The following is a 21490-nucleotide window of genomic DNA, read 5'->3' as shown; positions in this document are numbered from 1 at the left end:
CCTAGTAGATAAACATCGCATCGCCAAAGCTGAAAAAGCGATATTCTCGATCAATTGCTTCCTGATAAGCTCTCATCACCGCCTCGCGCCCTGCAAGCGCACTGACCAGCATGACAAGCGTTGACTTCGGCAGGTGAAAATTGGTAAGCAGCGCGTTGACAAGCTTGAACGTATAACCGGGATAAATGAAAATATCCGTCCATCCGCTGCTCTCGCGTATCGGCCCTCCCTCAAAGCGGCTGGCCACTGTTTCCAGCGTCCGGGCCGAGGTAGTCCCCACCGCTATTATCCGGCTGCCGCGCTCACGCGCCGCTTGCAGCACAGCAGCTGTCTCCAGGCTCAATTCGTAATATTCCGAATGCATCGTATGCTCTTCGATTCGTTCCACTGACATAGGCCGAAACGTGCCCAGTCCGACATGCAGAGTTATATAGGCAATATGAACGCCTTTTGCCGTTATCTGCTCCAGCAGCGATTGCGTAAAATGCAGCCCTGCCGTAGGAGCGGCGGCTGAGCCTTCATGCTTCGCGTAAACGGTCTGATACCGCTCACGGTCATCCAGCCGTTCCTTGATGTACGGCGGAAGCGGCATCTCGCCAAGGCGGTCGAGCAGCTCGTTAAAGATGCCCGTGTAATGAAATTCAACTATCCTGGCTCCCATGTCGCCTTCACCAATAATCGTAGCCTTCAAAAGAGGCTGGCCTTGGCTGTCTTCTCCAAAAATCAGCTCTGAGCCAACTTTTAAGCGTTTGCCCGGCTTGGCCAAGGTTTCCCATCGGTCTCCAGCCAGTTGTTTCAACAGAAGCAGCTCGGCTTTGGCTCCTGTATCCGCCTTGATCCCCATGAGTCTGGCCGGCATTACTCTCGTATCATTAAGTATAATGGTGTCTCCGGGGACCAGCATCGTCAGCAGGTCTACAAAACGGTGATGGCCGATAACGCCTGTCCCGGCGGAGAGGCTCAGCAGCCTGGAAGCGGTACGATCCGGTAGCGGTGTTTGGGCAATAAGCGATTCCGGCAGTTCAAAATCAAAATCATCTACATTCATCGGTCATTTGTCATTCCTTCACGATCGTTACATCTTTATAGTAGTATTGCAAAATATATTTGTAGTCATACCCTGATCCTGCAAGTCCCAAAGCGCCATATTGCGATAGACCCACGCCATGCCCGTTTCCGTGCCCGACAAACCGGAACGCCGGTTCCGCAGTTGCCGCTCTCACTGTACCATCACCGCTCAGAACGAAAATATTCCCGCTCAACTCCTTCGTTTGGGAGCTGCCCGCGGCCATAAGCGTGCCGTCTTCCGCCGGCCGCTCGCTGACCCGGCCGCTGGCGCCTGCAATCGTTAAGCGCGCGGTTTGGTCAATGGTAAACAATGTGCTCGGCAGCCCTCCAAAAGCGGAACGGTAGGAATCTGGTGTTTTCACATCCACCTTCTGACCATTGGCCAGAATCTCGGTTGGACGTCCGGATGGACCTTGCCGGCTCACTTCGAACGTCTTGACCGCTCCGCTCACCGCGGTTGGAACCTTGCCCTTCATGAGCGCCAACAGCGCGTCGGAAGTATAGGGTCCCCTGATCCACGACATCTGGTTGGACTCAGTTACGGTCTCAATGACTGTAACCAGAGTACCTTTGGATACCTCAGCCACGGGTGCTGCCTTCTCATCCACCAACGGGGCGGGTCTGACCTGAACGGAGTCGGCATTCACCCGCATCAGCGGCTGGCCCGCTGCGTTCTTCTCCCCCGTCTCTTCCAGCAGATCCTCGCGGATATAACCGACCGCTCCTGTCGGAAGGACGGCGCGTTGCCAATGCTTAAGTCCCTTCTCGGAGGATTCATCCGGGCTCGTTACCGACTTCAGATAGCCGACATCATTGCCCCAGATTTCCATGGAATCAGCTGTTTGTCCGCCTGCGCTGGAAGAGAACAAAGCTTCGATTACGCTCCCGTTATACGTAAGAACCTCACCTTTGGTTGCATCCACTGCGGCAATTGTTGTGGGCTTCTCCGAACCAATTCCACCGTAAGCCTGGCTTAGCGTCGTATCCACAACATGCGCAACCTGAAATTTAAAGCCTTGGAACAAGGCATAGGTGCGGGCAGCCACCGCTTGCGATTTGAGCGCTTCGACAGGCCAGGAGGCCGGCATTTCCGCCCCTACAACAGCATACAGATATTGTTCAAAGGGCAGTTCATTAATAACGGTCAGCTTATTGTTGACTCCGCTCAGCTCAATTTGCCCCCGGTAGCTGCGGTTGTATCGTTCTGTCAGTTTGATTCCGCTGGAGGCTGTTGTGGACAACCACAACTTCGATTCGGCCATCGGGACAGAATACAGCATTTGAGGAGCGGCGGCCGCTTCCGTGATGGTATGATCATTGCGGATAATGACATAAGCGGCGGCCGGATCGGTTGCGGTCAGCGGCAGGCCGTTATCCGCTGCGGCAGCCTGTGCTTTGATACTGTCCAATGCGGCCGAATCAGCAGCAGCGCCGACAATGACGGTATAGGAACCCGCTGCGCCTCCAACAGATTTGATTGCTTCGAACGCGTCAATACCCGCTGCTCCGAACGTTTTCGCCGCAGCTGCAGCCTCTTCCCGGGTCTTGAATGAGCCTGCCTCAGCATGCAACGGACCGGTGATATCCGGCTTGGCTTGTCCTCCTAAAGCAGCGATTGTGCCGTCCTTCTGCCATTTCTCATTGGCGGTGCGAGCTGCTGCTGCTGTTGTGTATGTACCTTCAAGAACCTGATATGCTGTTCCGTTGTTTTTGAATAGGGAAGTCAGCAGCGGTGTTCCGCCTATTGCTTTTAACCGTTTGGCCGCACTGAGCGCCGTCTGAAAGTCGCCGGTCTCAAGCACCTTCGGCTTATAGTCATCCAGTGTGAAACGGATCGACTCTCCAGCGGATGATTGAAACAATGGCGTAACGCCGGAAGGCTGCCTCAAACCCACCTGGATCGGGGCTGCGGACGAGACTGTGGCTGTCGCCGTATTCAGTGTATAATTGCCCGGAACATCCAGGAACAGCCCCACCCGAATGGTATCCAGTGACGTAACCGCTCTCTGAGCAGGCTGTGCAGCAGCAACCAGCAGAAATACAAGTGCTGAAAGCATTGCAGTAGCGGCCCAGTTGTAGCTTGCTCTGGGAGCTTTTGATCCCGCAGCCTTCTTATCAGAGCCTGCACGCTTGACATTCATATGCCGTTCATCCCCCTTATGCTTATTCACGCCTCGGCAGGGTGCACGACCCATTCGTACAGCCATCGTCTGCTTTGCCAAACCAGTCATAACGTCTTGCAGCAATATATCTGTACAAGTAATCAGCCATTCCCCGCATACCCGGTATACGGTAGAGAAGAGCTACCCACTTCAAATTACGGACAGTACGCAGAATACGGACTATACCGTCTGCTCCTGCATAGACAGCCCCGCCCTGATCAATGACGTGAAGCCTGGAGAGCAGTTGTTCGCGGGGGAATGATTGAATGCTTGCAATCTCCTCTTCACTCTCTTCGAGGGATTGGATGGAGATAAACCTCAAATCCGCCGATGAGCGCAGCTCCTTCATTCGCCGCACACTGGTCAAGCACAAATTGCATACACCGTCATACAAAACGATTAGCCTCTCGCCTTCATTTTCCTTCACGCGCTTCCCCATCCGAGAAGACCGCCTCCTTTGTTCCTTCAGCCAAACTACCCCTTATACTCCTTATCAAAGGGTCATTGCAGGCATACGAACGAACACACGCTTATGGCTGCCGCTAACTCTCCTCATCACCCGTAAAACGCTGCGGCACAGGCAGACCAAGGTGAAGATAAGCGAGCGGTGTGACGATGCGGCCGCGCGGAGAACGTTGGAGAAATCCGATTTGCATCAAATAAGGCTCGTATACATCCTCTATCGTCTGACTCTCCTCGCCGATTGTAGCGGCAATGGTGTCAAGACCCACGGGACCTCCGCGATAGTTGGAAATCATGGCACGGAGCATTTTGTGATCGATTTGATCAAGCCCCAGCGCATCAACCTGGATCAGACCAAGTGCTGATTGCGCCAATTCATGGGTGACAATCCCGTCTCCGCGCACCTGGGCAAAATCGCGCACCCGCTTGAGCAGCCTGTTGGCAATCCGCGGCGTCCCCCGCGAGCGCGTCGCAATCTCCCCGGCCGCCTCGCCAATCACACTCACTCCCAATATTTCCGCAGCGCGGTTGACGATGTAGGCAAGCTCATCAACATTGTAGAATTCCAGTCGGCTGGTCACCCCGAATCGGTCCCGCAGAGGCGCAGAGAGCAATCCTGCCCTTGTGGTGGCGCCAATAAGGGTAAAGGGCGGCAGCTCCAGCCGGACAGAGCGGGCGCTTGGTCCCTTGCCGATCATAATATCCAGCGCAAAGTCCTCCATAGCCGGGTACAGCACCTCCTCCACACTCCGGTGGAGACGGTGGATCTCGTCGATAAACAGCACATCGCCTTCCTGCAAATTCGTAAGCAATGCGGCAAGATCGCCGGGACGCTCGATCGCAGGGCCGCTCGTCGTCCGCAAATTCACCCCAAGCTCATTGGCGATAATATTGGAGAGCGTGGTCTTGCCAAGCCCCGGAGGACCATACAAAAGCACATGATCGAGCGCTTCCTTGCGCAGTTTGGCGGCTTCAATAAACACTTTCAAATTTTCCTTGACCTGCGTTTGGCCAATATATTCAGCCAGGTAACGGGGACGCAAACTAAGCTCCACCGCCTGGTCTTCCATCATGAGGTTAGCGGAAATTATCCGATCATCCATTCACGCCTGCCTCCTTCCCCTCAACCTTTAAACAACTGCTGCAGCGCTCTTTTCATAAGCGCGTCTACTGTCTCGTCCGGAACTGCCGTGCCTTGCAGCAAGGTCCAGGCCTTGTCAAGCTCAGCCGCCGTATAGCCCAACGCGCCAAGGGCTTCACGTGCTTCCTGCCAAACCTTACCGCCTTCACCTGCACCAGCTGGAGCAAAGTCCTCTTCAAGCGACCAGCCTCCGTTAACGCCGAATCCCGGAGATACGGAAGCAAGCTTATCCTTCAAGTCCAGAATCATCCGCTGTGCCGTCTTCTTCCCGATTCCCGGCAGCTTCATCAGAAATGCTACATTCTCCTGCTGGATGGCGGCGATAATTGTCTCCGGACGTCCTCCCGCGAGGATTCCCAATGCCACGCGCGGCCCGATTCCGGAAACCTCCAGGAGCCTGCGAAACATCGCTTGCTCCTCGCGGCTTCGAAACCCGAACAGCAGTATAGCATCCTCTCTGACGTGATGATGGGTATAAACCGTTACACTCTCATCCCCTGCCGCAAACGCGTAAGGATTGGGCGTATAGACACGGTATCCGATATCACGGACATCAATAACCACATATTCAGCATCCAGATGAACAACGCGGCCTCTCACAAAATCGATCATCGGCGCGTCACCTCGTTAATTTTGGCGGTAAGTACAGATGAGTGGGCATGGCAAATTCCGATGGCCAGCGCATCGGCAACATCATCCGGCTTCGGGATTGCGCTTAGCTTCAGCAGCATCTTGACCATCTCCTGCACCTGGCGCTTCTCCGCCTTCCCGTAACCTACAACCGCCTGCTTCACCTGCAGCGGTGTATATTCAGAAACCGGCAGTCCCCGCTGCGCGGCAGCCAGTATGATAACGCCGCGCGCCTGGCCAACCGCAAAGGCTGTTGTCACATTCCGGTTGAAGAAAAGCTTCTCGACCGCTACAGTATCCGGCTTATATTTGTCAAGGAGCGAGCAAGTCGACTCATACACCTGCAATAACCGCTCTTCCTGGGGAGTATGCGCCTTGGTTTCAATGCAGCCATACTGGACGGGAACAAGTTTATGTCCTATTTTATCGATGAATCCGAATCCTACAATGGCGATTCCCGGATCGATTCCTAATACACGCAAGGCCTAATCTCTCCTCATGCCAGTCAATTGGCCTTTTTTGCCTACCTCCCATTATAACAAATGATAAGCGGAATGAGAACACGCGTTTTGTCCTTCACCGGAATCTTATATGCACACAAAAAAGGACATGCGGCAACCCACGCATGTCCTGCTTCATCTCTATTTCAATAAGTGGATTTCATGACCTTCTCGCTCTCGTCCAGTGCATAGTCGCTGAATGTGGACAACACGCTGTTGTATCCGTCCAGATCGCTTATCCGTATACCATTCAATAATTCATCCATTCGTTCCTTGGGCAGACTGCTCTCCATGTAATTAACATCAAGTTGAAAAAAGGTCCGCATGACTTTCTCTTTTTTCGGCGGTCCATCGAATAATGTGAGGTTGCCATCCTTGTCCATTCCAATATAGGCATGGCTTTTGCAAGCTTCTGACAAGTCATCCATCCGCTGTTCCATCACAACCGTACTGTTTTTACCTATAACCGCCGTCCATTCCGGATGTTGTTTAAGCATCCCGAGAACGGCTCGGGCATCCGCTGTTCCAAGTGAAGACGTCTCCTCACCGCAAATATACGTCCGATGCAGCCAAACCTTCACCTGCCCCTGATGCTCAGCCAAAAGCTTGATGACACTGCTTCTGGCTGCAGGGGAGGATTCACTCTCTCCATGCGTCTCCGGCAGCATTCGGGATACATCGACCCAGGCTATGCTCATGGAGCCGCTGCTATCCTGAAGGCTAGCAGCATAAACATCTTCGGATAGTGCCGGAATACTAACCAGGACAAGCATAGAGCCAAGCGTCCACAAGGAGCGGCGGCGGCGGCGGATTCTCTTCTTCAACTGCTTCCACAGGCTGAATTCCATCATTGGAGGAACTCCCCTTTTAACTTTTCTGCTAGTATTCCTCCATTGTTCAGGAAATATGCGCCTTGGAATATTGTGAAACAAAAGTCCTGATAGAATGAAGAAGACGGGCCGGACATGACACTTTTCACTTCGGCAGCAGTTAGTAAAAGACTCTCCCCTGTCCAACGAGGACCGGAGAGAGCCATATATTTAAATTCTATTATCGGTTAATCCATGGGTAGGAGCCGCGGTTTTTCTGTCTTTGCTGGGTCTGTGCCTTACGGGATACCCGGACTGCTGGCTTGGCAGCTGGCTTGCGGATTTTAGCCACCTTGGCCGGTTGGCTCTGCTCGACGCTCTCATTTATTTCAGCCTGCTCCTCCCCATCGCGGTCATGGCAGCCGCAGTTGCAGGGCTTTTTGCCGGAACCGGTGGTCTGCTGGGCCGCAACCTGGCCATTTCCGACATAATTATAGCTCGGATAAGGTGATTCCGCCTGGCTTAGCGTTGCAGACGGATAACCTCCATATGGCCCCATCATCGCCGGAGACACGGCCGTTTGATCATAATGACCGTAGCCGCCTCCTTGCGGCATCATCATTGCCGGAGACACGGCTGTTTGATCATAATGACCGTAGCCGCCTCCTTGCGGCATCATCATTGCCGGTGATACGGCTGTTTGATCATAATGACCATAGCCGCCTCCTTGCGGCATCATCATTGCCGGAGACACGGCCGTTTGATCATAATGACCGTAGCCGCCTCCTTGCGGCATCATCATTGCCGGTGATACGGCTGTTTGATCATAATGACCGTAGCCGCCTCCTTGCGGCATCATCATTGCCGGAGACACGGCCGTTTGATCATAATGACCGTAGCCGCCTCCTTGCGGCATCATCATTGCCGGTGATACCATTTCGTTCTCCATCCCGTAACCGCCCATCGGTCCGTAGGGCATTGGCGCCGGTGCTCCCCAAGGCAGCGTTGATGAGCCCATCACCTGCCCAGGCGGACACCAATTAGCCGGCCCCATTTCAGCGGGACTCACAGCGGTCGGCATTGAATAGCCATAGCCTCCGGACATTGCCGGGGAAGTCATTGGATAGCCGTATCCATGAGTTTGCATTGCCGGCGAGACATTCTCCGGCATATTAGGCATATCATACAATGACATTACCTCGGTAGCCGGCACTCCGTATTGTTGAAACAAATCGATATGCTTCTCGTATTCGACATGGATCGGGTACGTTTTCGGCTTCTCCGTCACTGGCATAACAGGCATTGGAGCAGGAGCAGGCGCAGGCTCGGGAAGGGGCACGGGAACCGGTGTCGGGACAGGAGTTGGAACGGGCATCGTGCTCGGCTTTTGCCCAGTCGGCTTTTTGCCGATGAAGGGTGCCGTGGACATTTTCCCCATCAAACCCTGTACGCCTTGCATCACCGAAGATGGATGAAGCGGATGATGGCCTGCATCCTCATGATGCTCATCGTGCATATGCGGCATTTGACCCGGAGTGCTGGTCTTGGGAATGTTGACAATCTCACCTGTCAGCAGAACGTTCGGGTTTTTGAGCTGAGGATTGGCTTTAATCATATCGCTCAGCGGAACGCCCCAGGCTTTGGACAGCTTCCAAAGTGTATCCCCTTGTTTAACCTCATGCTGATGCATGATTTCCATGTCTTCCGGCTTCGATGCCGGAATTTTAATCTTCATTCCCACATCAATCATATCTACGTTTGTTATGGATGGATTAAGCTCAACAATGTCTTCCAAAGACACGCCATACTTTTGAGCGATCATATATAATGAATCGCCTTTTTTCACAATATGAATTTTCACTTGCCACTTACCTCCTGTCACGGTCTGTAGTTTATGGGCAGCGGCGAACGCCCATCCACCAATCCCTACATCCTATGCGAGAGATAGGCGGCTGCCACACTCTTTAGCAAAAAAAAAATTGGCCCGCCGCGGGACAAAATCCCACAGCAGGCCCTAATAAAACAATGATTACTCGTATACTTTTACGCCATCAACTTCAACAATCTTACGGAATTCTTCAAGCAAATGTGTTGTGATTGGGCCCGCTTTGCCGGAGCCGATCGTTCTGCCGTCCACCTCGCGCACAGCGATAACTTCTGCAGCCGTCCCTGTGAAAAACACCTCGTCAGCCACAAATACGTCATGAAGCGTAAACGGCTCTTCCTTAAGCTTATAGCCCAGTTTATCGCACAGCTCGATAATGGCTGCGCGGGTGATGCCTTCAAGCGCTCCGACATAGCAGGGCGGCGTGTACACGACACCTTTCTTGATAATAAAAATGTTGTCGCTTGAACCTTCCGCCACATAGCCTTGGGCATTCAGCATGATTGCCTCGCCTACGCCTGCAAGGTTAGCCTGGATCTTAACCAGAATATTATTGAGGTAATTGAGCGATTTGATCTTCGGATTGAGCGCATCCGGGATGTTGCGGCGCTGGGATACCGATACAGAGACAAGGCCGTCGCGGTATGCTTCAGGCGGGTAAATGGCCAGCTGTTCGACGATGATGATTACCCATGCGGTCGGGCAGCGCTTCGGATCAAGCCCCAGATTGCCGGGTCCGCGGGACACAACCAGCCGGATATACCCGTCGCGGAACTCATTGCGCCGGATTGTCTCGACCAAGGCTTGTTCCATTTCCTCATAGGAAAGGGGAATATCCAGCATAATGGATTTTGCCGAGTCGTACAGCCTGTCAAGATGCTCCTTGCATTTGAAAATATTGCCGTTATATATGCGAATCCCTTCAAATATTCCATCGCCATAAAGAAAGCCATGATCGTAAACCGATACCTTTGCATTTTCCTTAGTAACGAATTCTCCATTCAAATAGATAACTTGCTCTGCCATATGCGTGTGTGCACCTCCAGGAATATTAGCCTTCATATGTGAAGCTGGGATAGCTGCCCAGCGTTCGGACCTGACAGCCAATTGCCTCAATCTCGCTGATTGCGGATGGAAGCAATACGGTATCCAATGACATTTCGATATCGATCAGAAAATAATAATTGCCGAGCTTTTTTTTCGTCGGGCGCGACTCGATGCGGGATAGATTGATTTTGCGCCACGCGAAAGCCGACAGCACCTGATGAAGCGCACCCGGATAATCCTCCGGCAGCGTAATTAATATACTTGTTTTATATGCCTGTGATTGTCTGCTGGTCAACGGCTCCGGGCCTATAAGAAGAAATCGTGTAAAATTGTTGTCATGATCGGTTACGCCCCGCTCAAGCACATCAAGCCCGTTGTTCCATGCTGCCGTCGTCTGACCGATAGCCGCCCATCCGCTTAGCGGATTTTCCCTTACGATGCTTACCGCTTCAGCCGTGCTTCCCACATGCTCCAGTTCCGCATGCGGAAGATGCTTGCGCAGGTACTGCAGGCACTGCGCCATGGCAACAGGATGGCTCATTACCTTGGTAATCCGGTTGTAATCCAGGACTCCGTCTGCGCCGGAGAGCTCTGCCAGCGGCCCGATCAGATTCTGGATGGAAGGATATACCCACTCGGCCTGAATCGGCAGATTCACCTCATCAACCAGCCAATCGGTATGTAGGCTTACGGAGCCGTCAATCGTATTTTCTATTGGAATAATGCTGTAGTCGGTTGTCCCGTCGGCTGTGGCAAGAAAAACATCTCCAATAATCCGAAAGTACTTGTAATCAACCTCGACGCCGGAGAACAGGTATCTCGCCGCCTCATCCGATGTTGATCCTTGTGTCAAACACGCAACTCGTATCATGCTCTTACTTCTCCTTTAATCCGCTCCAGCAGCGAGCCGCCGCTCTCTTCACCCTGCAGAATGGTTAATTCAGGGCCAGCCGCACATGGCTTAAGCCACAGCGTCTCCGCCTTGATTCCTGCCTTGCCGAGTGTCTGAATGAGAAACTGCTCCAGTTCCGCCTTGCGCAGACTGTTAGTATCAACAAGAGTCAGCAGTGTCGGCCCAGCCCCGCTAAGAGCAGCTCCAAGAGCACCGTACTCTGTTGCCTTATTCAGTATTTCCTGCATTCCCGGAATTAGTGCGGCCCGGTAAGGCTGATGCAGCCGGTCCCGCATCGCATGCTTGATCAGCTCCAGCTTCCCGCTTGCCAATGCGGCGACGAGTAGCGAGCTGCTGCCGACATTGAAGACTGCATCTGCATGCGGTATGTGCGCGGGCAGTGCATGACGGGCCTTTTCCGTTGCTAGATGAAAGGCCGGAATGGCCACTAGGACCTCAAGATCTCCATGCGGATCAAGGCGAACCTTCTCCGCCCGCTCTCCGTCCCAGGCCGAGACAACAATGCCTCCAAAAAGCGAAGCCCCGACATTATCGGGATGCCCTTCCAGCTTCGTCGCAATCTGGAACAGCCGGTCGTCCGTCAGCGGGAAGCCTGCCAGGGCGTTGGCCGCCGTCAAGGCTCCGACGATAGCCGATGCGCTGCTCCCAAGTCCTCTGGTAAGCGGAATATCGCTGTACATGGCGATGTGCAGCTCCGGAATTTCAATGTCTGCCTCTGCGAATACCAGCTGTGCTACTTTGTAAATCAGGTTGGACTTATCCAGCGGAATGCCATCCAAGCCCTCGCCATGCAGTTCAATGACCGTCTTGCCGCTTCGGGGTACTGACATCTCCAGCCAGGAATAGAGGGAAAGCGCCATGCCCAGCGTGTCGAAACCTGGACCCAAATTGGCCGTGCTGGCAGGAACCTTAACGATTATTTTGCGATCAGTCATCGTATACCACATCCCAATCCGGATACTACAGGCAAATATTTTTTGCCGTTCTGAAGCAAACCAAGGTATCTCATACGTGTCAATACTCCTTCAAAAAGGGTTATACATAGAGAAACGGCTTTGATGCCCCCTGGGCGGCAAAGTTAGTTTCCTTGCTTAAAGCGTGAGTCAGCCTTCTACACGGTAAACGCTCCTGATGGTCTTAACTACATCCATACTTTCAAAGGATTCCAGCACCTTCAGAACTGCCGCTTTGCTGGCATCATGCGTAATAATGATGATTTCCGCTTCGGTTATGCTTGCATTGGGCTGCTGAAGCACCGATTCCAGACTGACCTCGCATTCCGCAAAGGCTTGCGTGATCTTCGCCAGAACGCCTGCGCGGTCATCGACATGCAGCAGCATAAAATACTTCGATGCAATCTGCTCGTCGGTCTTGAGCTTCTTCTGCTTATAAGAGAGCAGCGCCTGTTTGCCGTTGACACCGAGCTTCAAATTCTTGATGACAGCCACCAGATCAGCCACAATCGATGTAGCCGTCGGCAGCTCTCCTGCTCCGGCGCCGTAAAACATGGTTTCGCCAACGGCTTCGCCAAATACATAAACCGCATTAAAGACGCCATTGACCGAAGCAAGCGGATGGGTATGCTTCACCATTGTCGGCTGCACGCTGACGCTGATAAAGTCATCCTGGCTCTCTGCAATTCCAAGCAGCTTCACCACATATCCAAGCCGGCCCGCATATAAAATATCCTCGCGGCTGACCGATGAAATTCCCTTCACATCGACATCTTCCAGTGCAATATTCGCACGAAAGCCAAGTGTCGAAAGAATGGTCATTTTGCGGGCTGCATCCAGCCCTTCGACATCCGATGTCGGATCCGCTTCGGCATAGCCGAGCTGCTGGGCTTCAGCCAGCGCTTCCGTATACGCAGTGCCCTCCTGCGTCATTTTGGTCAGGATGAAGTTGGTCGTTCCGTTGACGATCCCCATAATTTTTGTAATCCGGTCAGATGAAAAACCCTCGACGAGCGTGCGGATGATCGGTATGCCTCCGGCGACGCTGGCTTCATAGAGCACATCGCATCCATGCTCCTGCGCTTTGGCCAGAATCTCGGGTCCATGCAGAGCCATCAGATCCTTATTTGCCGTAATGACATGTTTGCCCTTCGCCAATGCTTCGAGAATATAGCCTTTGGTCAGTTCAATCCCGCCCATGACCTCGACAATAACAGAAATATCCGGATCATGAATAATATCCCAGGGATCCTCTGTAAGCTTGCCCGGATCAATACTCACCGAGCGGCTCTTATTCACATTTTGCACCAATATCTTATCAATAACGATCGGCGAGCCCACCTGGCTCTGCAAATCCTCCTGATGTCCTTCGACGATCCGAACAACACCCGTTCCAACCGTACCAAGACCAAGCAGTCCCACTTTTACCGGTTTCATGATTTCTCCTCCATCAACTCGTTCTATCCTTGTCCGATGACCGACGCTTTGCGGACGCCATCCTGTTCATGAATGGCCGTCATAAGTTCCGTCAGCGTCCCGCCCATCTGCGAAGTATCGACAGAAATTACTACATTGGCTAATCCTTGAAGCGGAATGCTCTGGTGAATCGTCAGCACATTGCCCTCCGAGCTTGCAACAAGACCAAGCACTTTGGACAAGACGCCGGAGCGGTGATCCAAATCCATCGAAATCGTGACGATCCGTTCACGTTCGAGCTGATTCAGCATATGAACGCCATCCTTGTACTTATAGAAGGCGCTTCTGCTCAGGCCGGCACGCTCCGTCGCTTCATGAACAGTAGCGGCCTCGCCGCGCTGGAGCATCTCTTTGACCTGAATCGTTTTGACAATCGCCTCAGGCAAAATGTCCTCTCGGACGATAAAATATCGTTCCGCCACTAACCGTCCTCCTAAGAAAGACATCTGTTCTTCTATAGTGGACATTATATCGAATATCCACCGAAGCGGCAATAGGCAATTCCATGAACACAATATTTCTATTATACCTGATTTGACCGAAGTGGGAAGCCTGAGGCTTCATGCTCCCGTATGCGTCTTCTTAAGCAAGAAGAAACCGCTTTGCCGTCCTCAGGGACAAAGCTTCTTGACCCTAGAAGCTTTGGCATAGTATAGACCTAATTTATATTTTTCTTGTAGTTCCAATAAAAAATAAGACGGACCCGGCATATTATCCGGGTCCGTCTTATTCCTGTCCCACTTCATTTCTATGCCAAATCAGCCAGTGCGGGAGAAGCGTTTATTCGTAGAAATAATCGCTGCCCTCGAAGAACTCGAATGAGAAATCCCCGATCCGAACGGTGTCGCCGTCCTTCGCTCCGATTTTACGCAGCTCGGCGTCGACTCCCATTTTCCGCAGAGTGCGGGCGAACCGCATGACGGCATCATGCGTGTTCAAATTGACGCGCCTCATAAATTTCTCGATTGCTGCGCTCTCGACATAAAAGCCTTCGTTTTCCTTGCCGACGGTAAAGGACTCGTCTTCCTGCTGCTCCAGCGTATATACTTTACGCTCTGCTACATCCTTGACCTCTTCGATAAGCGGCATTTCCGGTACGGTTTCAAGCAGATCCGCGGCTTTGTAGAGCAGTTCCTGTACACCCTGCTTGGTTAGAGAAGACATCGGAACGATCTCGTACTCCATCTCGCCGTCAAGCCCGCTCAACTGTTCCCGGAACAGCTCCAGCTGCTCCTGCGAATCCGGCATGTCCATCTTGTTGGCGGCAATAATTTGAGGACGTTTAGCCAGCAGCGGATTATACAGAGCCAGCTCTTCATTGATCTTGTTCCAGTCCTCGAATGGATCTCTGCCTTCGGATCCGGACATGTCGACCACGTGCACAATAACACGCGTCCGCTCTACATGTCTCAGAAAATCATGGCCCAGTCCCACGCCTTCATGAGCTCCCTCAATCAAACCTGGCAGATCCGCCATGACGAAGCTCCGGCCGTCGCCGACTTCGACCACACCAAGATTCGGTGACAGCGTTGTAAAATGGTACGCGCCGATCTTCGGCTTCGCCCCCGAAACGACCGAGAGCAGCGTAGACTTGCCTACACTCGGAAATCCGACCAGTCCAACATCCGCCATTACCTTCAACTCGAGAACGATCCAGCGTTCCTGGCCTTCTTCACCGTTCTCGGCAAAATCCGGAGCCGGATTGCTTACGGTGGCAAACCGGCAGTTTCCCCGTCCGCCCCGTCCGCCGCGCGCTACAACGATCTGCTGGCCGTGCTGGGTCATATCGGCAATAATTTCCTGGGTATCGTCATTAATAATAATCGTGCCTGGCGGTATCCGGACAATCATGTGCTCGGCATTGGCTCCATGCATGCTTTTCACTTTGCCGCGTTCGCCCTTCTCCGCCTTGAAATGCTTCTGATACCGGAAGTCCATCAGCGTCCGAAGCCCTTCATCCACGCGAAAAATCACATCGGCTCCCCGGCCCCCGTCTCCGCCGGCCGGTCCGCCCTCGGGAACATATTTCTCCCGGCGGTAGGATACGATACCATTACCGCCGTCCCCGCCTTTTACAAAAATCTTTGCTTTGTCGACAAACATGCCCCAGCCTCCGTTTATTTCACAAGCTCCGCATGGAGCACCAAATTGTCCGGCTCTATATCCGCTCCGGCTGCCCTCAGCGGCGAATCTGTCATCGCCCGCTTACATTTATGCTTCCATTCGTTTGTATCCTTCATTCCGCCGTCATAATGAAACGAAGCGGTCATTGTATTCTCGTTCAGCGATAGATCGACCAGCAGCTTGGCCGCATCTCCGGAATCCGGTTTAACCGCGATCCGGTACGCATCAATAATGTCCTGCATAGTCTGTGCTGCGCGATGACCGTCAATACCCAATTCCATGAAATTAAGGTCACCCTCAATATCAATATCCAGCTCCACGTCATTCGTCAGCGTTCGAAAGGACTGCAGAAAAGTGACAAGCGATGGAACGCCGAGCTTGGCGATCTTGCTCTCAGTCATCATTCGTTCTCTTATTTGCTCCACACATTGAACTGCCTTCTCGGCCTTCTGCATCCTGATATAGCCGTATAAAACCTGCAAATCATTCATCCAGTCATGACGATGATGATTCAAAGTTGTAATTGATAATGTCTGCAGCACATGAATCATCCGGGCTTCCCGTAACGCAAATTCTTTTCGTACACACCATGCCCAGACCGCTCCGGCCGCCAAGAACCAAACAACGAAACCCGCTAAAAACCAAGGCTCAAACCGCCATGTGAGAACGGCAGCGGTTGGGATAATCAATGACGCGGCTGCATAATACTTGTTCCTGTTAAAGCGATTCATGGACCGATCCTACTTTCCTGTTCTCTCCTAGCCATTACCAGTATAGCATATGCTTCCAGGCGCCGCCTAAGGAAAAAAAGGAAGCCCCGGCCTGCGTGCAGACCGGGGCGAGCTTGATTATTGCGCTTCGACTGCCGCAGCTACCGGAGCAGCCTCGACCGAGTATACGCTAACTTTCTTACGTACACGTCCCCAGCGTTCAAACTTCACAACGCCTTCGATTAATGCGAATAATGTGTCATCTTTTCCGATCCCGACATTATTGCCCGGATGGATTTTGGTTCCGCGTTGACGGAACAAGATGCTGCCCGCCGTTACCAATTGACCGTCTGCGCGTTTGGCGCCCAAACGTTTCGATTGGCTGTCACGACCATTTCTTGTGGAACCTACACCCTTCTTCGATGCGAATAACTGAAGATTCAGTTTCAACATGGTTGTACCCTCCTTTGTTACCGAGTTAGTTGACGAATCTGAACGTACTTTCCGTAAGAGGTTACGATTGTGCTGAGCATAACAATCATCGATTCCAGCAGCAGCTGCACCCTTTCGTTCATAGCGGGATCGCTCTGCTCCGGAATATCAGACTGCAGCCACCCATTGTCCATGGAAGCAGGAAGCTCCAGACCCGCAAGCTCCTCAATCGCGTTGACTGTACCGACCGAAATGGCCGATACCCCGGCGCAAATGATATCTTTGCCTGGATTCTTAAACTTCGCATGTCCTTCAATCGCAAATGATACGATACGTGAATTCTCGGCGGAATGCCGCAAAATAGTGATCGTAATCATCCCTGGGACCTCACTTAAGCCTTGATCGCGCCAATCGTTACTTTCGTATACGGCTGACGATGACCTTGCTTACGACGGTAGTTTTTCTTCGCCTTGTATTTGTAAACGATAATTTTTTGACCTTTGCCGTGTCTCTCAACTGTAGCTGTAACAGAAGCTCCAGCAACAACGGGAGTTCCGGTTACGAGACCATCTTTATTGGAAACAGCCAGTACGCGGTCGAACGTTACGCTCTCGCCATCACCGGCGTTCAATTTCTCGATGTAAAGAACATCGCCTTCTTGAACCTTGTATTGTTTACCACCCGTTTCAATAATCGCGAACATGTAGTGCACCTCCTTATTTTCGAAGACTCGCCTGATGCAGGTGCCTTCCGATTCAATAACCGGCCGGGCTTGTCAACCTGTTCTGTGCGGTAAATGACTGCAGGGGAAAAATCCCACTTCTACAGGCACCATAATATATTATCACAGGATCAGTCACAATAGCAACAATATAATTCCATTCCAGCTATCAAACTGCCGGTTAATTTACTTGCCGCCCGATGGTCTGGACATATTCACTCTGCCCCTGCCCTTGCAAACCGGACAAACCTCCAGCAATTGATTCATGACATGATCGCGAACCTTCTTGCGGGTCAGCTCCAGCAGTCCAAGACGGGTCCAGCCGACAACCTGGCATTTGGTGCGGTCAAGCTTGAGCAAACTCTCCAGCCGGTGTGCGATCTGTTCGCGGTGCGATTCCTGCTCCATATCAATAAAATCAATGATAATAATGCCGCCTACATCACGCAGCCGCAGCAATCTGGCAATCTGCTCGGCCGCTTCCATATTCGTCTGGAACACCGTATCTTCCAAATCGCGCGAACCGACAAATTTACCGGTATTGACATCAATCACGGTAAAAGCCTCCGTTTCATCCCAGACCAGATCTCCTCCGCTGCTCAGACGGATACGGCGCTCGAATGCCTCCTGCAGCTGATGATTCACCTGATAGCGGTTCATGAGCCCGACAGAAGAATGACTGGAGTGAGACTGATCATAGAACCGCAGCCGGGATTGCATGGTAGGCGCCATTTGCCTGATTAATGCTTCCGTCTCGGTGTAAAATTCCTGATCGTCGATCCAGACCTCGTCCATTTCCACAGTAAGCAGATCTCTCACCAGCCGGTGGGCAAGACCTGCCTCGCGGTGAAGCTCCGCAGGTACCGGAGTATCCTCCGAACGGGCCTCAATTCCCTGCCACAGCTCCCGCAGGAACTGCACATCCGTCTGCAGCGCGTCACTGGCCTCGCCCTCGGCCGCGGTACGCAGAATGATTCCTTCATCAGAATGGCGGAAACGTTCACCAAATGAACGCAGCCTTGTCCGCTCCTGCTCCATCTTCACTTTTTTGGAAACTCCGACATAGGCGGCATGAGGCATATACACGAGAAATCTCCCCGGCAGCGAGAAATGTGTGGTTACGCGCGCCCCTTTTCCTCCAAGAGGCTCCTTGACAACCTGCACCAGAATCTCCTGACCGACCCGCAGAAGCTGAGCGATCGTCGGCTTCTCCTTCGGCTGCTGGTCCAGATGGGGATGAAGCACGTCGTCAATATACAGAAATGCGTTCTTGACAAGTCCTATATCCACAAACGCCGCCTGCATGCCTGGAAGGACATTCACGATTCTGCCTTTAAATATACTCCCGACAAGCTGGCTGTCCATCTCTCTGGTTTCCATATAAAATTCCAATAAACGGCCTTTATCGACGATTGCGATTTGCAGTCTATCCTTTTCACTATGCACTAGCATCAGCTTCATCTTGATTTATCACCTGCCCAGTAGGTGTTCTGGGTTATATTTTACATGAAAAGCTCCAAAACTGCACGATCTGCCTTTCCCTCTGCCAGGAAACCGTTCACCAGCCGCTGTTCCGGCAGCACCGCGACAATGCTTCCCTGCTCTTCCATGACGACAATCAAGTGGTAGCTGTCGCGTTTAAACAAACGCAAAGCGGAAGCAATTGTATGATGCCTTGAGATAATAATGGGAAGCGCCCAGCTCCCATGCTCAAGTGATCTTGAAGAGGCTACCGCCCGATGTGTCAGAAAGCGGATAAACAAAAAAGGGATATGCCGATAGGCTGTCCAATTCGTCAGCAGCAAAAAAAATCCCACCGCCAGCAAGTTCGCCTGAATCCCGCCGCCCGGATGACGAAATACGGGAACAACCGAAACTATTATCATGCAGCTGCTGAGGAGCAGACTAGTTCTCGTTCCCCAGACAAGCGTTCGATGAAATGGCTGAATTCTGCTCAGGGCTGCCTGCAGCAGCTTGCCTCCGTCCAGGGGAAGAATAGGCAGTAAATTAAAAAGCCCGATCATCATATTCGCCTGCATCACATACATGGACCAATCATGGCTCCACCAGCCTAAGAAACCCATAAGCCACGCCAAGACCCCCATCCAGACGTTCTGCAGCGGACCGGCAATTGCGACAATCGCCTCTTCCCTTGCCGGCAGGTTGGCCCCTTCTTCGATTTCAGCAACGCCTCCAAAGGGAAGCAGCTTCACTTCACGGACTGTCCACCCAAAGCCTCTGGCCGTAACGACATGTCCGATTTCATGGACCAGCACGATAGCGAACAAGGTGATAAGCTCTACAAAATAACCCGTTGCAATGGAAGCCAGCATGACAAGTACAAAAAGCGGATGAACCGACCACGCAATCCCATACAGCTTAATCAAACGGGATGACGTCAGCGGGATCGACGTACCGGCCTTTCTCCTTCACCGCAAAAAATAACAAGCTTTGCTCACCTTCTTTGGCAGCAGGCAGCTCCCCAAGCGACTCCCCGGCTTCCACCCAGTCATTAACAGCCACCTTCACCTGGCCAAGCCGTCCGTAGACCGTCATCCGTCCGTTGGCATGCTGGACAACAATGGTCTTGCCCGTCTCCTTCTCTTCGGATACAAGCAGGACCCGGCCTGTTTCAGCCGTCAGTACCGGAGCCGCGGAGCTGCCGGCAAGCTCGACTCCGCTTAAGGTTTCGGCAAAGGAGCGGATAATTACTCCCTTGGGAAGCGGTGCGACGACAGGCAGCGCCACCTCACCCTCGGCCAGCTGCGACTCTCCCTGGTTCCCGCCGTTGAACAGCGGGATAAAGGAAGGCGCACCGGCAAACATCCGGTTATACCAGGTTGCAGCCTCGTTAAAATCGATTTGTTCCGTGAGGGCTGCCGTAACTATTTCCTGTCCCTTCTTCGCTGCTGGAGTCTCCAGATGGAACATGGCGAACACGATAACGAAAAGCGCAGCGGCAATAGCACTTTGAATGAAAAGTCCCTGGACGATGAACGGTTTGCCGGGGGGGCGCTCGCCTCCGGGAACATCCGGAACCGGCCGGTTCCGGATGTTTTTTTGAGGCGTACGCTCCCATCCCGTTCTTTCCCATGGATTGGCCTGCGCCTTCCACATTTGCTCAGGATCAAGTCCCTGCTCCGGGATTTGCACAGTGAGCGGAAAGTTCTTTTCTTCGAAAGGCAGCGGCAAAACGGGTGATGATTGGTCATCCTTGAGGCTGCGTACCGGTATCATGACAGCTTGCTCCTGCTTCTGCTTTTGCTTCATTATCCGACGGATCCGCTCCTGGCGGCGCTGACGGATTCCATTGTTTGTATCCACGGCCCATCCCTCCATCTCATCAAGCTTGTTCGCTTATTTATATGAGAAGACAGGCTTGTTTATGTTGTTGGCAAAACTGGGCGGCGGACACAAATAAACCGTTCAGCTTTGCTGAACGGCTTCCAAGAGAGCCGGAGGGTTGAACAATTCAGCCGGTTCAACGGTTAGATATTGCTCAATCCCTTGCAATCAACCTATTCCAAGAAACTTGCGGAAACGCTTTATGACTCCCGACTTTTCCTCAAGCGGCATTAGCGGCACCATGTCGCCTAACATCCGGCGGGCGATATTGCGATAGGCAATAGCAGCACGCGAGGAAGGATCCATGACGGTAGGTTCACCCGCATTGGCCGATCGGATTACCTTCTCGTCGTCCGGAACGATCCCCAGCAAATCGATTGCGAGCACCTGGCAGATTTCATCGATATCCAGCATTTCACCCGAGCGCACCATATTGGCGCGGATCCGGTTAATGATCAGTTTGGAGGGGACCTTGTTTTGTTCGAGAAGTCCAATCACCCTGTCCGCATCCCGGACAGCGGCATTCTCCGGCGTGGTAATGATAATCGCGCGGTCAGCGCCCGAAATGGCATTGCGGAATCCCTGCTCGATCCCTGCAGGACAATCAATCACGACATACTCGAACTCCTTCTTCAGCTCCAACACAATATCTTTTACCTGCTCAGGTGTAATATCGTTCTTGTCCTTGGTCTGAGCAGCCGGCAGCATATAGAGTTCATCGAAACGTTTGTCCTTAACGAGCGCCTGATTCAATCGGCAGCGGCCTTCGGAAACATCGATCAAATCATAAATGATCCGGTTCTCAAGCCCCATCACCACATCCAGATTACGCAGACCGATGTCGGTATCCACCATGCAAACTTTTTTGCCCAATAAAGCCAGCGCCGTCCCTAAATTGGCCGAGGTCGTTGTTTTGCCGACTCCGCCTTTCCCTGATGTAACCACTATCGCTTCTCCCAAGCTTAACACTCCCCCGCTGCAACCATCGAAGCCTCAATCCGCTAAGCCAGGCTCCAATTGGCAGTCTAAGTAACGTTGTACCAGAGCATATACTCCGCTAAGACCCAAAACCTGGATAGTATTGGGACTTTTAAAAGCCTGGCGGCATAACA

Annotated in this window: 22 protein-coding genes; all 22 read right to left on the bottom strand. The window is 52.5% G+C overall.

The annotated features are described in order from the left end of the window. Position 1 precedes the first annotated feature (1 nt). The 22 genes from queA to minD all read right to left on the bottom strand — a co-directional run bounded on the left by queA (position 2) and on the right by minD (position 21338). Complete coding sequence (gene queA, locus AC0YOB_RS11655; RefSeq protein WP_475792963.1) at positions 2-1048, bottom strand: tRNA preQ1(34) S-adenosylmethionine ribosyltransferase-isomerase QueA; 1047 nt, start codon at positions 1046-1048, stop codon at positions 2-4. Between the two features lie 10 nt (positions 1049-1058). Continuing rightward, the gene (locus tag AC0YOB_RS11650; protein ID WP_475792962.1) at positions 1059-3209 is read right to left on the bottom strand and encodes a SpoIID/LytB domain-containing protein; all 2151 of its coding nucleotides are present in this window, start codon (positions 3207-3209) and stop codon (positions 1059-1061) included. A 22-nt stretch (positions 3210-3231) separates the two neighbouring features. Continuing rightward, on the bottom strand, positions 3232-3669 hold the full coding sequence (locus AC0YOB_RS11645) for a thiol-disulfide oxidoreductase DCC family protein (protein ID WP_210045671.1): 438 nt from the start codon (positions 3667-3669) through the stop codon (positions 3232-3234). Between the two features lie 103 nt (positions 3670-3772). After that, positions 3773-4795, bottom strand: a complete 1023-nt coding sequence (gene ruvB / locus AC0YOB_RS11640; RefSeq protein WP_210045670.1) for a Holliday junction branch migration DNA helicase RuvB — start codon at positions 4793-4795, stop codon at positions 3773-3775. Positions 4796-4815: 20 nt separating this feature from the next. Continuing rightward, positions 4816-5445 (bottom strand): Holliday junction branch migration protein RuvA, encoded by a 630-nt coding sequence (ruvA, locus tag AC0YOB_RS11635; protein WP_475792961.1) that lies wholly within the window; start codon positions 5443-5445, stop codon positions 4816-4818. Next, on the bottom strand, positions 5442-5945 hold the full coding sequence (gene ruvC, locus AC0YOB_RS11630; RefSeq protein ID WP_210045668.1) for a crossover junction endodeoxyribonuclease RuvC: 504 nt from the start codon (positions 5943-5945) through the stop codon (positions 5442-5444). Before ruvC ends, ruvA begins: the two co-directional genes overlap by 4 nt. A gap of 164 nt (positions 5946-6109) precedes the next feature. Beyond that, on the bottom strand, positions 6110-6814 hold the full coding sequence (locus AC0YOB_RS11625) for a BofC C-terminal domain-containing protein (protein ID WP_475792960.1): 705 nt from the start codon (positions 6812-6814) through the stop codon (positions 6110-6112). A 199-nt stretch (positions 6815-7013) separates the two neighbouring features. After that, entirely contained in the window at positions 7014-8633 is a 1620-nt protein-coding gene (locus AC0YOB_RS11620; protein ID WP_475792959.1) for a LysM peptidoglycan-binding domain-containing protein, read from the bottom strand. A gap of 168 nt (positions 8634-8801) precedes the next feature. Then, positions 8802-9683, bottom strand: coding sequence for a branched-chain-amino-acid transaminase (ilvE, locus tag AC0YOB_RS11615; RefSeq protein ID WP_475792958.1), 882 nt, complete (start codon positions 9681-9683; stop codon positions 8802-8804). Between the two features lie 25 nt (positions 9684-9708). Beyond that, entirely contained in the window at positions 9709-10575 is an 867-nt protein-coding gene (gene pheA, locus AC0YOB_RS11610; RefSeq protein ID WP_475789894.1) for a prephenate dehydratase, read from the bottom strand. Then, positions 10572-11552, bottom strand: a complete 981-nt coding sequence (gene thrB, locus AC0YOB_RS11605; RefSeq protein WP_475792957.1) for a homoserine kinase — start codon at positions 11550-11552, stop codon at positions 10572-10574. Before thrB ends, pheA begins: the two co-directional genes overlap by 4 nt. 168 nt (positions 11553-11720) lie before the next feature. Then, positions 11721-13007, bottom strand: a complete 1287-nt coding sequence (locus tag AC0YOB_RS11600) for a homoserine dehydrogenase (protein WP_475792956.1) — start codon at positions 13005-13007, stop codon at positions 11721-11723. A 23-nt stretch (positions 13008-13030) separates the two neighbouring features. Next, positions 13031-13468: an ACT domain-containing protein gene (locus AC0YOB_RS11595; RefSeq protein WP_210045661.1), complete on the bottom strand. Its 438-nt coding sequence runs from the start codon at positions 13466-13468 to the stop codon at positions 13031-13033. Positions 13469-13826: 358 nt separating this feature from the next. Then, positions 13827-15149: a GTPase ObgE gene (gene obgE, locus AC0YOB_RS11590; RefSeq protein ID WP_475789897.1), complete on the bottom strand. Its 1323-nt coding sequence runs from the start codon at positions 15147-15149 to the stop codon at positions 13827-13829. 14 nt (positions 15150-15163) lie between these two features. After that, entirely contained in the window at positions 15164-15721 is a 558-nt protein-coding gene (locus tag AC0YOB_RS11585) for a Spo0B domain-containing protein (protein ID WP_475792955.1), read from the bottom strand. Positions 15722-16018: 297 nt separating this feature from the next. Beyond that, the gene (gene rpmA, locus AC0YOB_RS11580) at positions 16019-16333 is read right to left on the bottom strand and encodes a 50S ribosomal protein L27 (RefSeq protein WP_210045658.1); all 315 of its coding nucleotides are present in this window, start codon (positions 16331-16333) and stop codon (positions 16019-16021) included. Between the two features lie 17 nt (positions 16334-16350). Then, positions 16351-16689: a ribosomal-processing cysteine protease Prp gene (locus AC0YOB_RS11575; RefSeq protein ID WP_475789899.1), complete on the bottom strand. Its 339-nt coding sequence runs from the start codon at positions 16687-16689 to the stop codon at positions 16351-16353. A gap of 14 nt (positions 16690-16703) precedes the next feature. Next, positions 16704-17015 carry a 50S ribosomal protein L21 gene (rplU, locus tag AC0YOB_RS11570; RefSeq protein WP_475765233.1) on the bottom strand — a complete coding sequence of 104 codons (312 nt, stop codon included), beginning with the start codon at positions 17013-17015 and terminating at the stop codon, positions 16704-16706. Positions 17016-17219: 204 nt separating this feature from the next. Then, the gene (locus AC0YOB_RS11565) at positions 17220-18494 is read right to left on the bottom strand and encodes an Rne/Rng family ribonuclease (protein ID WP_475789900.1); all 1275 of its coding nucleotides are present in this window, start codon (positions 18492-18494) and stop codon (positions 17220-17222) included. Positions 18495-18535: 41 nt separating this feature from the next. Continuing rightward, complete coding sequence (locus AC0YOB_RS11560) at positions 18536-19420, bottom strand: site-2 protease family protein (protein ID WP_475792954.1); 885 nt, start codon at positions 19418-19420, stop codon at positions 18536-18538. Continuing rightward, entirely contained in the window at positions 19413-20357 is a 945-nt protein-coding gene (locus AC0YOB_RS11555; protein WP_475792953.1) for a peptidoglycan DD-metalloendopeptidase family protein, read from the bottom strand. Before AC0YOB_RS11555 ends, AC0YOB_RS11560 begins: the two co-directional genes overlap by 8 nt. 189 nt (positions 20358-20546) lie before the next feature. Next, complete coding sequence (minD, locus tag AC0YOB_RS11550; RefSeq protein ID WP_475789903.1) at positions 20547-21338, bottom strand: septum site-determining protein MinD; 792 nt, start codon at positions 21336-21338, stop codon at positions 20547-20549. Between the last annotated feature and the right edge of the window lie 152 nt (positions 21339-21490).

It is taken from the genome of Paenibacillus sp. JT31N17, from assembly GCF_056269255.1.
This window is presented reverse-complemented; position numbering and strand designations above follow the sequence as displayed.

Excerpts from the sequence above, each read along its gene's own strand:
- AC0YOB_RS11575 (WP_475789899.1), bottom strand. The coding sequence starts at position 16,689 with ATGATTACGATCACTATTTTGCGGCATTCCGCCGAGAATTCACGTATC.
- ruvB (WP_210045670.1), bottom strand. The coding sequence starts at position 4,795 with ATGGATGATCGGATAATTTCCGCTAACCTCATGATGGAAGACCAGGCG.
- queA (WP_475792963.1), bottom strand. The coding sequence starts at position 1,048 with ATGAATGTAGATGATTTTGATTTTGAACTGCCGGAATCGCTTATTGCC.
- AC0YOB_RS11585 (WP_475792955.1), bottom strand. The coding sequence starts at position 15,721 with ATGATTCATGTGCTGCAGACATTATCAATTACAACTTTGAATCATCAT.
- AC0YOB_RS11625 (WP_475792960.1), bottom strand. The coding sequence starts at position 6,814 with ATGATGGAATTCAGCCTGTGGAAGCAGTTGAAGAAGAGAATCCGCCGC.
- AC0YOB_RS11650 (WP_475792962.1), bottom strand. The coding sequence starts at position 3,209 with ATGAATGTCAAGCGTGCAGGCTCTGATAAGAAGGCTGCGGGATCAAAA.
- AC0YOB_RS11645 (WP_210045671.1), bottom strand. The coding sequence starts at position 3,669 with ATGGGGAAGCGCGTGAAGGAAAATGAAGGCGAGAGGCTAATCGTTTTG.
- obgE (WP_475789897.1), bottom strand. The coding sequence starts at position 15,149 with ATGTTTGTCGACAAAGCAAAGATTTTTGTAAAAGGCGGGGACGGCGGT.
- rplU (WP_475765233.1), bottom strand. The coding sequence starts at position 17,015 with ATGTTCGCGATTATTGAAACGGGTGGTAAACAATACAAGGTTCAAGAA.
- pheA (WP_475789894.1), bottom strand. The coding sequence starts at position 10,575 with ATGATACGAGTTGCGTGTTTGACACAAGGATCAACATCGGATGAGGCG.
- rpmA (WP_210045658.1), bottom strand. The coding sequence starts at position 16,333 with ATGTTGAAACTGAATCTTCAGTTATTCGCATCGAAGAAGGGTGTAGGT.
- AC0YOB_RS11600 (WP_475792956.1), bottom strand. The coding sequence starts at position 13,007 with ATGAAACCGGTAAAAGTGGGACTGCTTGGTCTTGGTACGGTTGGAACG.
- thrB (WP_475792957.1), bottom strand. The coding sequence starts at position 11,552 with ATGACTGATCGCAAAATAATCGTTAAGGTTCCTGCCAGCACGGCCAAT.
- ilvE (WP_475792958.1), bottom strand. The coding sequence starts at position 9,683 with ATGGCAGAGCAAGTTATCTATTTGAATGGAGAATTCGTTACTAAGGAA.
- AC0YOB_RS11565 (WP_475789900.1), bottom strand. The coding sequence starts at position 18,494 with ATGAAGCTGATGCTAGTGCATAGTGAAAAGGATAGACTGCAAATCGCA.
- ruvA (WP_475792961.1), bottom strand. The coding sequence starts at position 5,445 with ATGATCGATTTTGTGAGAGGCCGCGTTGTTCATCTGGATGCTGAATAT.